Origin of the sequence: Mesorhizobium sp. SARCC-RB16n (assembly GCF_008520305.1) — a bacterium.
Lineage (GTDB): Bacteria > Pseudomonadota > Alphaproteobacteria > Rhizobiales > Rhizobiaceae > Mesorhizobium.
The window spans coordinates 126,202-140,580 of the sequence record NZ_ML703278.1 but is presented as its reverse complement, the minus strand read 5'-3'; the positions used below and the strand labels follow the sequence as shown (position 1 = coordinate 140,580).

Here is a 14,379-nt window from a genome sequence, read left to right as displayed (position 1 = left end):
TACGAGCCTGAGTGATCAGATTCTGCTCTAGTTCAACTGGAAAAAGAAATACGACGGACTGCTGCCGACCGAGATGAAGCGGCTGAAGCAGCTTGAGGACGAGAACGGCAAGCTCAGGAAGCTGGTGGCCGATCTCTCCTTGGACAAGGAGATGCTGCAGGACGTCATTCGCCGAAAACTGTGAGGCTTGGTCGCAAACGCGAGCTGGTGGCGCAGACGTGTGATGAGTGGAACGTGTCGATCCGGCGGGCATGCCGGGTTCTGGAGTTTGACACGTCGACCTATCACTACAAGTCCCGCCGCCGCGATCAGGCCGGCATCGAAGCTCGGATCAAGGACATATGCGCCACACGGGTCCGCTACGGATACCGGCGCGTGCACGTAATGCTCACGCGCGAGGGCTGGGACATCAACATGAAGCGAACCTACCGAATTTACAGGGACTTAGGCGAAGTCAAATACCCTATATTTGGTGCGGTTAGGCGAACCCACATTCAGACGGCAGGTTTCCTCTACTCAGGACTCGATGATCGGAAGGTCGATGTAGCATCCGACCGAGCCATGCTGAAAATTCAGCAGAGGCGGCGCACCATCGGTGGGCACATTGGCGAAAGTCGTTTTGTCGCTGCCGCAAACACACACCCTTATGCAATAGCCTGCCGGGAGATGTGCAGAGATCGGATGGAGAGTGAATTCCAGAATGGCGGGCTTGCCAGGAGTAAGAGGTTCGGCGTCGCGAGTGAGGTAGCTTTGTTGCGGTCCAAGTACACGGAACGGTGAGTCTAGACACACTTTCCGGTGTATAGCCCGCAACTGGCCATCAGTGAGATAACACGACACGCCGTCTGGTCGTACAGCTTCGAGATACACAAAGAAATTGCCATCCTCGCGGGTCGAGGTGATGCTGAGGTGGACGACGGGATGCCCGGTGATTTCGAGATCATGCGTTAACGGCTCGCTAGTGTAGGCGAGCCGCGCGGCATCAAAATCCCGCCGGTCTCCATAATCGACTTTTCCGCAGTCAACTTGGGTACTCCAACGGTTGGAGATGACGTCCCCCGCCGCCGGATCCACCTCAAGCGAGTCGAAGCCTATCATCTCCCCGGGCAGTGAACTAAGGCGGAAGCCACTCGCCATATACCACCGACGCCGGCGCGCCGCGGGTGGCCACGAGCGCGTGGACTTCCACGTGCCGGTTCCGAGAGTGTAGTAGTGAAGGATTTTTCCTTGCTCGCGGACGGCATGACCGCTGAAGCAGGCATCCGCGAACCGAACGTCATTTGTTTGCTGCGTTGATATCGTTGGAAGGATCGCCTCTCCAGAACTGCGTAGCGGGTCGTAAGGTATATCGCCCCCATGGTTCCACGGACCAATAACCACGTTCATCAGATAAGACTGCCTTAAAAAGCGACGAATGGCCCCCTGCGCCGTCCCACCGTCGAACCATCCCGCCCACGTTTGAGTTGGGACGCCCGAACGGTCGACCCGGTCCGCCACCTCCTGGATACTCCAGTCAAGCATGGAAGCTCCACCCCAAGTGGAGGGACGATCATCCTTGAACTTCACCTGCTGAAAGCCCTCCCAGACAGACGGCACACGCTGGTGATCGCGCAAAGCGGAGTCAAGTTCTACTAGACTAACCGGACGCACGCCCGGCGACGACTGCCCTTCGGGGAGGAGCAAAAGATTGCGGTCCATATCTTTAACCAGGTTGCCCCAGTTTTGCCCCATGTGGACGTTGGGGATCCCGCCAGGGAAGTAGAGATCCTCATATGGATCGTAGTCGGGAAAACGCGGGATGATACCTTTCAAGGCGGGATGGTTCCGCTCTGCCATCCAATCCGCAGTATTGGCCGTATAGGACAAGCCATAACCGATCACATGACCCGTGGACCATGGCTGCTTAACCACCCAATCGAGCACTTCTGAGTAGTCGAGCGTTTCACTGCGTTCGCGGTGGTGAGGCCACACCCCGAACGACGCACCCGTACCACGAACGTCTCCCACGACCACAGCATATCCATGCGGCACAAACAGGTCCGCATACTTGTTTGATGGGCTTCCCTTGATCCCACGCCAATAGCGCGTGAGGACCAAGATGGTGTCAAGCTTTGTCTCGGCGCGATTGTTCACTGGTAGGATGACGTCCAAGGCGAGTTTTACGCCGTCACGCATGGTTAAGTATAGCGCCTCCACCGGGCTGAGGCCGCACGCAGGTCTAGCATCGCCAGTGAGATCTAAGCGGAAAATCGAACTTGACTTCTGGTCCTGATAGGCACGGGAACTACTCTCTTGTGAATGGATTTCCATCGAGGTTCCTCAACTCTTCGCGCAGTAATGGCAAGAGTTCGGGTTGAAAAGAAAATGATCCGCGGCTCTGCAACTGCTTAAAGGGTCAAAGCCGCACCGCTGAGACGGTAGCCCACTGCGTTGGGAGGTCTGTAGCTGGCGCGCGCACATGACAGGCGACTACGCGTCCGTCTGACATCGGCACCAAAGGTGGCACTTCAATTCGACAGCGTTCGACGGCAAGCGGGCAGCGCGGGTGGAACGCACAACCCTTCGGCGGATTGATCGGGCTGGGCACCTCGCCCTCGACGGGCGCATCCAGCCGAACTCGAGTAGGATCTGGTACCGGGGCTGCAGCGATCAGCGCTTCCGTGTAGGGGTGGACTGGCTTGGCGAAAAGCGACTCGCAACGGGCGAGTTCCACGATCCGCCCGAGATACATGACCGCGACGCGATGGCCGATATGCTCGACCACGCCAAGGTCATGAGAGATGAAGACAAAGGCGATGCCCATCTGCTGCTGGAGATCCAGAAGCAGATTCAGGATCTGTGCCTGCACGGAGACGTCGAGGGCGGAAACAGCCTCGTCGGCGATGATGAGCGAGGGCTGAAGAGCCAAGGCACGCGCAATGCCGAGCCGCTGCCGCTGGCCGCCGGACAACTCCGACGGGAGCCTGTCCATCATCTGAGGCGACATGCCCACCTTTCGCAGAAGTTCCGCGGCAAGCGCCGTGCGCTGTTTGCGGCTGAGGCGTTCGAAATTCTCGACGGGTTCGGTGATGATTTTTTCGGCGGTGAGGCGCGGATTGAGCGACGAATAAGGATCCTGAAAGACCATCTGCATCCGCCGCCGCCAGGCGCGAAGCGCATTCTTCTTGAGGCCGGCGATATCGGTGCCATCGATCAGCACGCGTCCGCTTGTCGGTTCCGCAAGCCTCATTAGCAGGCGCGCAACAGTGGACTTGCCGCAGCCGGATTCCCCGACGATACAAAGGGTCTCACCGGCCGACACTGAGAAAGACACGTCTTCCACGGCTCGAACCACCGGGACGTTCTTGTTCAGTATTCCTGCGCTGAGCGGGAAATGCTTGGTCAGGTTCTCGACCTTCAGCAGCGGAGTGCTCATGCGCCCATGACCTCCTCGGCGCGCCAGCAAGCGGCAGCGTGGTCGTGCACAACGTCTCGTAAGATGGGCGTCTTCTCGCGACAGATGTCTATTGCGAACGGACAGCGAGGCGCGAAGCTGCACCCTACGATCGGCTCGCGCAGGCTAGGCACGATCCCGGGGATTTCCGGAAGGCGGCTCTGTCGTCCCCGCCGCCGATCAGGCACTGAGCGCATGAGGCCCTGGGTGTACGGGTGCGAAGGGCGCGCGAACAAATCAATTACGTTCGCTCGTTCTACGATCCGGCCAGCATACATGACAATCACGCGTTGGCAGGTCTCTGCCACTACGCCAAGATCATGCGTGATGAACATTACGGCCGTTCCCGTGCGCTCTTTCAGATCGACGATGAGTCGCAGGATCTGGGCCTGAATGGTGACGTCAAGCGCCGTCGTCGGCTCGTCGGCGATCAACAATTCCGGTGAGCAGGCAAGAGCCATGGCGATCATGGCGCGCTGGCGCATACCGCCTGACATCTCGTGGGGATAGCTGTTGACCCGGCGCTCGGGATCGGCGATGCGCACGAGACGAAGCATCTCCTGCGCCTTGGCCATCGCTTCCAACCGGGAGGCCTTTGTGTGGATCCGCACCGCTTCGGCGATCTGGTGGCCGACCGTATAGACCGGGTTCAAGCTGGTCATCGGCTCCTGGAAGATCATGGCGATCTGATCGCCGCGGACCTTTCGCATTTCCCGGTCGGAGAGCTCGAGCAAGTTGCGCCCGCCAAAATGGATCTTGCCGCCGACTGTCCTGGCTGTCAGCTTTGGCAACAGGCGGAGGATCGAAAGAGCGGTGACGCTCTTGCCACATCCAGATTCGCCGACGACGCCGAGCGTCTCGCCCTTCATGACCTGGAAGCTGATACCGCCCAGCGCGCGGGTGACGCTTTCCTCGCCGTAAAAGTGTGTCTCAAGGTCTCTGACCTCAAGGAGCACCTCATTGTCTATGGTCGTATGCATCTGCATGTCAGCGCCTCCGCTTGGCGCGGGGGTCGAACAGGTCGCGCAAGCCGTCGCCGAGCAAGTTGACGGCAAGGACGGTAACGGCAAGACAGATACCGGGGGCGAAGATCGTCATTGGCGCGATGGCGAGATACAGTCGCGAACTGGCAATCATATTGCCCCAACTCGGAATCTCAGGCGGCACCCCCACGCCAAGGAAGCTCAGCCCCGCCTCAGTCAGGATCGCACTCGCGCAAACAGTGGCGCTCTGCACCATGAGCGCTGGAACGGTGCTCGGGAGGATGTGTCGCCACAGCACCTTCGGCAGGCGCGCACCGCCGCAGAGGGCGGCCTCGACGTAGGGACGCTCGCGAACACCCAGAACCACCGAACGAACCAGTCGCGCGACGGCTGGCGTCTCAGGGATCGCGATGGCGACGATGAGGATGCCAATGCCGGGGCCTGTCAGGGAAATAAGCGCAATGGCCAGCAGAATCGTCGGTATTGACATCAGGCCGTCCATGATCCGCATGACGACGTTGTCAAAGCCGCGGCTGTAACCTGCGATGACACCGATCAGGAGCCCGACCACGGCCGCGCATGCCGCCGACAGCAATCCGACCATGAGGGAGATCCGCGCGCCGAAAATTGTTCGGGCAAACACATCACGGCCCAGATTGTCGCTGCCGAACCACATCTCGGCGGAAGGTGGCTGGAGGCGCTTGAACGGATCGATGTTCCCAGGATCGCCGGCGTAAAGCGGGGCGGCGAGCGCCAGAACGATCAGGAGCGCCAACAGGCTGCCGCCTGCCAGGACCAGCGGATGACGCCTTATTAGACGGGGAATGTCAGATATTCGCAGGCGGCCCGTAGGGACGTATTCAACTGGCGTGGAGAGGAGTGTCATATCAGTACCGGATGCGGGGATCGATCAGCGTATAGGCAAGATCAACCGCGAGGTTGATCAAGACATACAGACCCGAAGTCAGGATGAGCACGCTCTGAATGATGGGATAGTCGCGGTTGTTGATTGCATCCACGACCAGACGACCTATACCGGGTATGTTGAACACCGTTTCCGTCAGAACGACGCCGCCGATTAGATAGGCGAAGCTTATGCCGATGACAGTCAGAATTGGGACGCCGGCATTCTTCAAGGCATGGTGAAAAAGGATGGAATAGGACGAAGCGCCCTTGGCAGCGGCGGTTCGCACATAGTCTTCCGACAAAACCTCCAGCATGCTCGCGCGCGTCACCCGGGCGATGAAAGCACTGAAGCCAAGGCCCAATGCCAAGGTAGGCAGGATCAGGTGCATAAACCAGGGCACCAAGCCACTGGCGATCGGTACATACCCTTGAACCGGCAGCCAGTGCATACGGATGGCGAAAAAGTATATGAGAAAATAGCCAATGACAAAGACAGGGACGGAATAACCAAGTGCCGAAAAGGCCGTGAGCAGGCGGTCGACCGGCCCGCCAGTTCGCCACGCGGCAACAATACCGAAAGAGACCCCGACTGACACCGAAAGCATCATCGTCAGGATTGACAGGGAAACGGTTGGCTCAAGCCGCTGCGAAATAAGATCCAGAACAGGTCGCCTGGCAAAGATTGAGGTGCCGAAATCGCCACTGAGCATGTCGCGTACCCAACGAATGAACTGAACTGGCATAGGATCGTTCAGGCCCAGCTGGTCGCGGATGCCAGCGATCATCTGCGCCGTGGCCGACCTGCCGGCGATCATGGCCGCTGGGTCGCCGGGCGCCAGCCTGAGCAGCAGGAAGACGAAAATCCCGACCATCGCCATAACGGCGATGGTCGAAACAATCCTTCGAAGAATGTAGCCAGCCATTAGGCAGAGGCCTTTTGCATGTTCCACATCGCCAGGTAGCCTCCAGGCGTATCGAGGAGCCCAGTGAGCGTCTTACGGTGCGCGATTGGTCCGACGCTTTGGCCTATAAGAACGAAGCCCGCAAAGTCCCACCAAATTCGTTGCATCTTGCGGGCTAATGCTTTGCGCTCCTCAGACGTAGCGACATTTGCCCATTTAGCCCGAAGAGCTTCGTATTCATCGTTCTTCGGCCACCCATACCAAGCCTTCTCTCCATTAGCGGCTAACAGAACATTGCTGATCGGATCTCCCATCGCGAATTCGGGCCAGTCCGAGAGGAACATGCTCCAGCCGCCATCCTCGACGGGGCCTTTGTTTGACCGACGCGTAGCGACCCCGCCCCAGTCGCTCGGAGCCAGCTCTGCATTGACTCCAATATTACGCAATGCGCTTGCCAGTACTTGGCAGCCATTGCTTACCGATGCCCAATCCGTGGGCTGCAGGATGACAACCTTTTCGCCTGCATACCCAGCCTCCTTGAACAACTGTTTGGCTTTTTCCGGATCTCCGCCTTTTTTGAACCATGCGGTATTTTCGTCATTCGACGCCGGCGTATCGTTGCCGAACATCGAGGTCACGGTCCGGATGTACTTTGGATCACCATACATCGCGCGCAGCATAGCCTCTTGATCGATCAGGTTAAGAATGGCCTGCCGCGCTTTGATATTGTCGAACGGCTTCTGCAGGCAGTTCATCCGCACAAATGCAACATTTCCTGATTTATTGACGACTTGGAGATCAAGATTCGGGTCGCTCTCGACCGCGGGATAGAGATCTGCGGGGACTTGGAAAAAATCAATCTCGCCGGCTTGCAATGCCGCGAAAGCAGTCTGCTGATCCGCGATATTGTTCCAGATTACACGATCCACTTTCGCTATCTTTCCGCCGGCGTATGCAGACGGGGCTTCTTTGCGTGGCACGTATTTTTCGTTTCGGTCATACGTGACACTGCTACCCGGCTTTGCGAGAGCCGCATTGAACCTGAACGGCCCTGACCCGATATTCGCGGTAACCTGCTCGGTCGCGGGACGATTTGCGTCCTGCTCGCGCATAATGAACAAGAACTGCCCCGAGGCTGATGCTAAGATGTCGGGCAGAAGTCCTAGCGGCTCCTTGAGAGCGATGGTGAAGGTCTTGTCGTCCTTCTTTGAAATATCCTTGGCGCGCGCAAGGATCAGCTGTCCTCCTGCGTCCACCTGGCCCCAACGACGGATCGACGCCACGCAATCCGCCGCAGTGACGAAGCCACCGTCGTGCCAGCCCAACCCATCGCGGAGCTCGAAAGTGTAGGTCTTCTTATCGTCGGAGACTCCCCACTTCCCTATCATCTGAGGTTGCGGCGTTAGCTTAGAATCTAACGCAAAAAGTGTGTCGTAAATCGCTAGACCGTGCTCTTGGGTAATGTTAGCCGTCGAAGCGACCGGATCGAAGATGCGGAGGTCCTCCTTCGCCATGCGCACCGTCCGTGCGTCTTCGGGCGAAGTTTGCGCCCGAAGCATCGACGGGAAAGACAAAGCGGTACCGGCCGCCATCCCAGCCTTGATAACTTCGCGTCGAGATATTGTCATACTCCTATTCCCCTTTTTCTTTAGGTTTGACATCTCTGGTGGATCGATCGTGGTCAAGTGCTGGCTTAGCAATTGACTGCGCATCGGAACCTTGCACAGAAGCAGTAGCACCGCGATGGAAAGAGTGCAACAATCGTTTTGTTAAACAGCAAGATGACCCGCTCGTTTCGTGACGTCTGCAACGAGCATTCCTAGCGTCGATCACATTTGGACTGCTCAACGCCAGGCCTTTAGCGAGGAACATTTCAAGTCCCGCGTGAGCAGGACGCCCTGTGCGGCCGCCGCAGCGGCAGCAGATTGATCCTGTCGGGCTGACATGATGTGAAGGGTCTGCGGAGGTTTGCGCTTATGAACATTCGCTCGCGAGCGGGAAAGTGGCGGGTGTTGCTAACGTCGCCTAAGCTGCTGCAGCAAGTACCTTGCCATCGAGAAACTAAGTCGATGTGATCAGACCCGAGCAACGGGCCCACGAGTTGACTGAAGTCATTTCAGATCGCGCCCATCCTCGAACGCTATGACCGGGCCAACTCGGGAATGTATTGACGTGCGCGGCGCGTACAGCGGGTCGTCTCGGCGACAGCTGCGCGCCTCACGTTCCGCAGCATCATTTTAAGAAAGAATTGGTCGCCGAGTCTCGATGCAAATCACCGGCAAACCGGCTTCGCCAGCACCCTTGAATAGCCATTGCGACAAAGTCTGGCCTCGGGCAGACTGCTCAATCCGCAGACTCGGAAACTGAGAACAGTGACGAGTCTATGGATCCTACCGACCTTTCGTCATGCGATATTCATAGTCCCTCACCTCTACAGTTTGAGCCGAAGATATAGCCTGCGCACCTATCCTCGATGCTCTGGTGCGCCGATCGGTTGACCGAGGAGTGCTGTGAAACACTTGTTTCATTCGTGCAGACCTTCGCTCTACCGCAGGGGCCATCGCTGACAGCTTCAACCGACGCGGCGTGATGCTTGCGAGCAAGAGGTCTCGCAAGGGAGCAGGCGCCGACGACGGTGACAACGTCATCGGCACGATTTGTATCCCAAAAGCCCGCTTTGGTCTCGCCGCTGGCAGCTGGCCGCGATAGGCTAACCGGGATTAGAACTTGCCTTCCGCCCTGATTTCTGCCTGCACGCGCACGATGCTTTCGCGCAGGATCGAAACCATCTCGTCGATTTGCGGGCGCGTGATGATCAGCGCGGGTGAAAGCACGCACATGCTGCCAATCGGGCGGACGATCAGCCCGTTTTCGTAGCACTGGCGATCAATCCGGAGAGCGACTTGTCGGTCAAAATCGGTGGCGGCTTCCGATGTAGGATCAGTCGCGCATTCAACGCAACCCAGAAGCCCGACGCCACGAACATCGCCGACCAGGGGCAGTTCGCGCAGCTTTGCCAACTGTTCCTGGAAGTAGGGCGCAATGTCGCGCACATGGGCGAGGAGATCCTGGTCCTCGATAACCCCTATATTGGCGAGCGCCGCCGCACAGCTCACAGGATGGCCGCTATACGTATAGCCGTTCGTGTAGGAGCTGCCCTTCGCGTTTTCGCCGGAGATTTTCGCCAGGACGCTGTCGGAAAGGACGAAACCGCCGAGAGGAACATAGCCGGAGGTAACACCCTTGGCGAAGGTGATGATGTCCGGCACGACGTCGAAGACCTCCTCCGACGCAAACCAGTGACCACAACGTCCGAAGCCGGTGACCACCTCGTCCGAGATGTACAGGATGTCGTGCCTGCGACAGATCTCGAGGAACCGGCGGTGATAGCCTTTGGGTGGTATGATGACGCCACCGGACGCCAAGATCGGTTCGGCAAGGAAGGCCCCGACATTCTCCGGCTGCAGCGCTGCGATCCGCTCCTCGAATTCAGCGACCAGGAATTCAAGGAATGCCTCCTCGCTCTTGCCGTGGGGATGCCGGTAGATGTTGGGAGCTGAAATGAAGGACACATTGTCGACATCGAGGTCGAAATTGGGCCTGTTTCCCGCGCGGCCCGAGCAGGCGGCTGTCAGGTGGGAACTGCCGTGATAGCCGTCGATGCGGCAGATGATCTTCTTTTTGGTCGATCGCCCCAGCACGTTGTTGTAGAACTGTACGAAGCGAAGCGCCGAATCCACCGCCGAAGATCCCCCTGTCGTGAAGAAGACGTGGTTGAGATCGCCGGGGGCGAATGAGGAGATGCGCTGCGCAAGTTCCGCCGCCGGGCCGCTGATTGAGGACCAAGGCGAATTGTAGCAGATCCGAAGTGCCTGAGCAGCGATGGCATCGACGATTGGTTTGGAGCCATAGCCAACCTGGGTGCACCACATGCCGCCGGGTCCATCGATCATGGTACGACCGTGGCTGTCACGGACGTGAATGCCATCGGCGGACGTGAACAGAGGGCGGCCGCCGGACGTGCCGAGCTTCGCCAGTTCTTCCGCGGGGCTGATCAGATGGCGATGCGCCGCACCTTCCAATTCCGCAGCATTCCATTTCGACCCGGTCTGATTATACATCGAATTTCTCCTGTTATGATTGAGCGCCGAGGCGGGCCGTCAAGCGCGGCTGTCCGGCGCGGTCGTGCTGAAATCCTGCGGGAAGAACGCCGACAGAAATGTCTGGCAAATCTCCCGGTATCGCTTGCGATCCTTTGGTCCGGTTTCGCCCGTCACATGCCCAAATATCCAGAAGCCGTCAGTCATTGCGTACAGCCCCTGAGAAACGGCTTGCACGTCGGTATCCAGACCACGCGCGGTCGCGAGTTCGGACACCGAATCCACTATTGTCTGCAGTGAGCGACGCTTCAGCTCGCTGCAACGTTTCTTGTAGGCTGGAACGCGAGACGCCTCCGCCCAGAAGGCGATCCAGACGGCGACGTATTTGGGCTTGGCCACGTTGGGGGCCAAATCCACCTCCAACAGGACGCGCAACCTCTCCGCTGGAGACGGGGGGGCGGATGCCATCGCCTTCAGCAATATCTTCTCATAGTTGCCTGCCACCAGATCGAGCACGGCCAGCAGCAGGCGCTCCTTTGTCTTAAAGTGGAAGGCGATGACGCCGTAGCTGCAACCAGCTTCTTTGGCGATGTCGTGCACGGTTATCCCGGACAAGCCACGGCGAGCAATCACGGTTAGGCCAGCGTCCAGAAGCTGCTTCCGGCGCTGTGCGCTGTGATTGGAAATGCCATCATTTTTTTCGGTCATTTTACATGGGTATTGGCGTATCTAGCTGAGGTCAATTGCGTTTTATGATTTTTTTTCTGATTACTCAATCAGATTCCTATTGACCAATCAAATTGTGGAGGTGATCGTGCGGTGGTCAACTGGGTTTCGGGAACACCGGTCAGTTTTCGCAAGGTCGCTGGTGGCGTGCGGGCGTCGTCAATGTACCCGAAGGCCTTGGCCTAGGTGTAGAGCTCGAAAGAAGTGCGTGAGCGACTTGGCACGCACATTTGGTCGAGCATGGGCCTCTTGACCACTTCTTTGACCTAGCCCGAAAATTTCGACGGCTTCCACTTGCTTAGCGGACGCTCAATCGGCCGGTTCAATATGTAAGCAGCGATCGCTTGCTCCAACCGAAAGCGGACAACTATGATAGCTGAAAAACAATTTCCAACACACGCCCGCGCGGTCGTCATCGGCGGTGGCGTTGTCGGATGTTCCATCCTTTTCCACCTCGCAAAATTCGGCTGGAAGGACAGTGTGCTCCTAGAGCGGGATGAGCTGACAAGCGGGTCAAGTTGGCACGCGGCGGGCCAGATCCACACCATCAGCTCGGACCCGAACATCAGCCGCCTGCAGGGCTACACAATCAATCTATACAAAGAGATAGAGGAGACTTCCGGCCAGTCTGTCGGGCTTCACAGTACCGGCGGCTTTTATCTCGCCTCCAACAGGACCTGGTACGAATATCTCAAGCGGGAGCGGTCAAAGGCCCGTTACATGGGGCTCGACCAGGAATTCATCAGCGTTAAAGAAGCGGCCGAGCGGCACCCGCTCATCGATCCAAGCCATTATCTCGCGGCGCTGTGGGACCCGCTTGACGGGGATGTCGACCCTTCGGGGGTCTGCTATGCCTATGCGAAGTCTGCCCGCGTTCACGGCGCCCAGTACTACACGCACACCCCCGTCATCGAAACGAACTGCTGCCATCCGATCTCGAGCGCATCGCCGACCGTCTCGAGCTGGCATTCGAGCGCATTCCAGCGCTTGGCCAGGTCGGGATCAAGACCGTTGTGAACGGGCCTTTCACGTTCGGCCCTGACGGCAACCCGATGATCGGCCCGGTGCCTGGCCTTCAGAACTATTGGGCCGCGGTCGGTGTTATGGCCGGCTTCTGCCAAGGCGGTGGTGTCGGCCGGTCGATTGCGGAATGGATGATCGAAGGCGAACCTTCAATCGATGTCTGGGCTATGGATATCGCCCGGTTTGGCAATTTCGCGACGGCCGACTGGGGCACAGTGAAGTCCTCGGAGAACTACGAACGCCGTTTCGTCATGACGTTTCCCAACGAGACGTTGCCGAAGGGCCGTAGACAGAAGACGACGGCCCTTTACGACCGCCTAATCGCCAAAGGCGCGGTCATGGGGTGAGTTTCGGGCTGGAACACGCCCTTTGGTTCGCTGACGGACCGCATGATGCCCACGAGGAGCCGACATTCGAGCGCAACCGAAGCCACGACTACGTCGCACGCGAAATCGAAAGCGTTCGGACGGGGGTGGGCGCCATCGAGATCGCCAACTATTCGAAGCATGAATTTACCGGGCCGGGGGCGAGAGCGTTCCTCGATCACGTCCTCTCCGGGAGATTGCCCAAGCCTGGCCGGATCGCTTTGACCCCTATGCTGACCCCCAAAGGCAAACTTTACGGAGACCTCACCGTCGCCTGCCTCGCGGAAGACCGCCGATGTCTGCCGCAAGCACGGGATCTCGGAAGCGACCTTCTACAAATACAAGGCCAAGTTTGGCGGCATGGACGTTTCCGATGCGCGCAAGCTGAGGGCTTTGGAGGAAGAGAATGCCAAGCTGAAGAAGCTGCTGGCCGAGCAGATGCTGGACAACGCCATCTTGAAGGATGTCGCTGCAAAAAAATGGTGACGCCCGATGCCAAGCGATGCGCTGTGGCCCACGCCTGCAATCAGCATGGGGTGAGCCAGCGTCGGGCGTGCAAGGCTCTTTTCGTCGATCGCTCTAGCGTTCGCTACAAAAGCATCCGACCGGATGATGCCGTCTTTCGAGCCGCGATGAAGACGGTGGCTGCGGAGCGGCGGCGCTTCGGCTACCGGCGCATCCACATCATGCTTGAACGGCAAGGGATGGTGATGAACCAAAAGAAGCTGCGGCGGCTTTACCGGGAGGAGAAGCTACAGGTTCGCAGGCGTGGCGGCCGCAAGCGCGCCTTGGGAACGAGAAGGCCGATGATCGTGCCGGACCGGATGAACGAGCGCTGGTCGCTCGACTTTGTCAGCGACGCCTTCACGGACGGCCGGCGGTTCCGGGTTCTGGCCATCGTAGACGACTTCACGCGGGAATGCCTGGCGCTGGTCGCTGACACGTCGCTGTCAGGCGCCCGCGTGGCCAGGGAACTGGACGCCGTCATCGCCCGTCGCGGTAAACCTTGCACGATCGTCTCCGACAACGTCCTAAGAGCGGAAGGAAATGGAGCCTGCAGTCAAGGTCTCTCTGTTCGTCAGCATGCTCTTGCTGCGTGACGTTGGTCAAGTCATCGAACCAGGCGGCTTCCACCGGCAAGGGAAAAGATCTCGTCCATAGCAAACACAGGGTACGCACGCAGGCGGCCCTCACCGTCCTCAACACGAGCTTCTGATCCAGGCGGAAGACCCGAACATTATCTACAGGGTCATCGAAGCGATGCCCTCACGGCCCTAGCTGACAGAGGTTCTTCCACCTGGCACCCGCCCTTCAACGAAGGGCCGGTAGTCGGAACCACCTTTGACGACGGCGTGCACGACACGCGCCATCTTGGCGGTAATAGCGGTCATTGCCTTGCGTCGTAGATCGGGATTGTCGCGATCCCTCGCGATGTAGCGTTCGAACTTATGACGGAAGCCGTTCTCCCGCTGGCGGATGGCGACTTGTCCGGCGATCCACAGGGTGCGGCGCAGCCGAGCATTGCCGAATTTGGAAAGGCGGGTCTGGCCTCGATATTGGCCTGATTGCTGTGTCGAGAGGTCCAGTCCGCAGAACTTTAGGAATTGGCGATGATGACCAAAACGGCGAAGATCGCCGGCTTCGGCAATGATGGTCAATGCGTTGATCGGTCCGATGCCCGGGATTTGTCGCAGGAGTTGATAATCCTGGCTGCGCCGCAACAGCTCGTCGGCCTGCGCTTCGATCTCATTGCGCTGCCGGATCAGACTGCGTGCTTCGTCAATGACCATCCGGAACATGCGAATGGCAGGCGCATCAAGCGGCAGCGGCAGTCCGATCGATGAGCGCGCCGTCTCGTAAATATCCATTAGAATCTGTGACTTGCTGACCTTGCGGCCGACGACATCCCAAGCTGCTGTTACAAACTCCTCCTTCGTCAGC

The 14,379-nt window shown here is 58.5% G+C and carries 10 protein-coding genes and 4 pseudogenes; 5 read left to right on the top strand and 9 right to left on the bottom strand.

The genetic code is table 11. The features are described 5' to 3' along the window. Positions 1-31: 31 nt before the first annotated feature. A pseudogene (locus C7I87_RS23320) lies at positions 32-450 on the top strand (IS3 family transposase); the annotation flags it as partial. A 66-nt stretch (positions 451-516) separates the two neighbouring features. On the opposite strand, the gene C7I87_RS23315 reads toward C7I87_RS23320, so the two are convergent. The 8 genes from C7I87_RS23315 to C7I87_RS23280 all read right to left on the bottom strand — a co-directional run bounded on the left by C7I87_RS23315 (position 517) and on the right by C7I87_RS23280 (position 11,032). Beyond that, positions 517-2,310, bottom strand: a complete 1,794-nt coding sequence (locus C7I87_RS23315; RefSeq protein WP_149906402.1) for a CocE/NonD family hydrolase — start codon at positions 2,308-2,310, stop codon at positions 517-519. 85 nt (positions 2,311-2,395) lie between these two features. Further along, complete coding sequence (locus tag C7I87_RS23310) at positions 2,396-3,415, bottom strand: ABC transporter ATP-binding protein (protein ID WP_149906419.1); 1,020 nt, start codon at positions 3,413-3,415, stop codon at positions 2,396-2,398. Then, the gene (locus C7I87_RS23305) at positions 3,412-4,419 is read right to left on the bottom strand and encodes an ABC transporter ATP-binding protein (RefSeq protein WP_149906401.1); all 1,008 of its coding nucleotides are present in this window, start codon (positions 4,417-4,419) and stop codon (positions 3,412-3,414) included. Before C7I87_RS23305 ends, C7I87_RS23310 begins: the two co-directional genes overlap by 4 nt. 1 nt (position 4,420) lies before the next feature. Next, positions 4,421-5,302 carry an ABC transporter permease gene (locus C7I87_RS23300; protein WP_149906400.1) on the bottom strand — a complete coding sequence of 294 codons (882 nt, stop codon included), beginning with the start codon at positions 5,300-5,302 and terminating at the stop codon, positions 4,421-4,423. A 1-nt stretch (position 5,303) separates the two neighbouring features. Then, positions 5,304-6,245: an ABC transporter permease gene (locus tag C7I87_RS23295; RefSeq protein ID WP_149906399.1), complete on the bottom strand. Its 942-nt coding sequence runs from the start codon at positions 6,243-6,245 to the stop codon at positions 5,304-5,306. Next, positions 6,245-7,852, bottom strand: coding sequence for an ABC transporter substrate-binding protein (locus tag C7I87_RS23290; protein WP_149906398.1), 1,608 nt, complete (start codon positions 7,850-7,852; stop codon positions 6,245-6,247). The genes C7I87_RS23295 and C7I87_RS23290 overlap by 1 nt, the downstream gene beginning before the upstream one ends. Before the next feature lie 1,092 nt (positions 7,853-8,944). Next, a complete protein-coding gene (locus C7I87_RS23285) occupies positions 8,945-10,345 on the bottom strand; it encodes an aminotransferase (RefSeq protein WP_149906397.1) in 1,401 nt (466 codons plus the stop codon). 39 nt (positions 10,346-10,384) lie between these two features. Continuing rightward, positions 10,385-11,032, bottom strand: coding sequence for a TetR family transcriptional regulator C-terminal domain-containing protein (locus C7I87_RS23280; protein WP_149906396.1), 648 nt, complete (start codon positions 11,030-11,032; stop codon positions 10,385-10,387). 387 nt (positions 11,033-11,419) lie between these two features. Between C7I87_RS23280 and C7I87_RS35625 the strand changes: the two genes are divergently transcribed. The 4 genes and pseudogenes from C7I87_RS35625 to C7I87_RS35615 all read left to right on the top strand — a co-directional run. After that, complete coding sequence (locus C7I87_RS35625; RefSeq protein WP_210250648.1) at positions 11,420-12,067, top strand: NAD(P)/FAD-dependent oxidoreductase; 648 nt, start codon at positions 11,420-11,422, stop codon at positions 12,065-12,067. Beyond that, positions 11,971-12,420 carry an FAD-dependent oxidoreductase gene (locus tag C7I87_RS35620; protein ID WP_373424752.1) on the top strand — a complete coding sequence of 150 codons (450 nt, stop codon included), beginning with the start codon at positions 11,971-11,973 and terminating at the stop codon, positions 12,418-12,420. Before C7I87_RS35625 ends, C7I87_RS35620 begins: the two co-directional genes overlap by 97 nt. Continuing rightward, positions 12,417-12,671, top strand: a pseudogene (locus C7I87_RS36805) (glycine cleavage system protein T); the annotation flags it as partial. The gene C7I87_RS35620 and the pseudogene C7I87_RS36805, both read left to right, overlap by 4 nt. Before the next feature lie 43 nt (positions 12,672-12,714). Then, a pseudogene (locus C7I87_RS35615) lies at positions 12,715-13,466 on the top strand (IS3 family transposase); the annotation flags it as partial. Positions 13,467-13,687: 221 nt separating this feature from the next. Here the strand turns inward: C7I87_RS35615 and C7I87_RS23270 are convergent. Next, positions 13,688-14,379: pseudogene (locus tag C7I87_RS23270) on the bottom strand (IS110 family transposase); the annotation flags it as partial.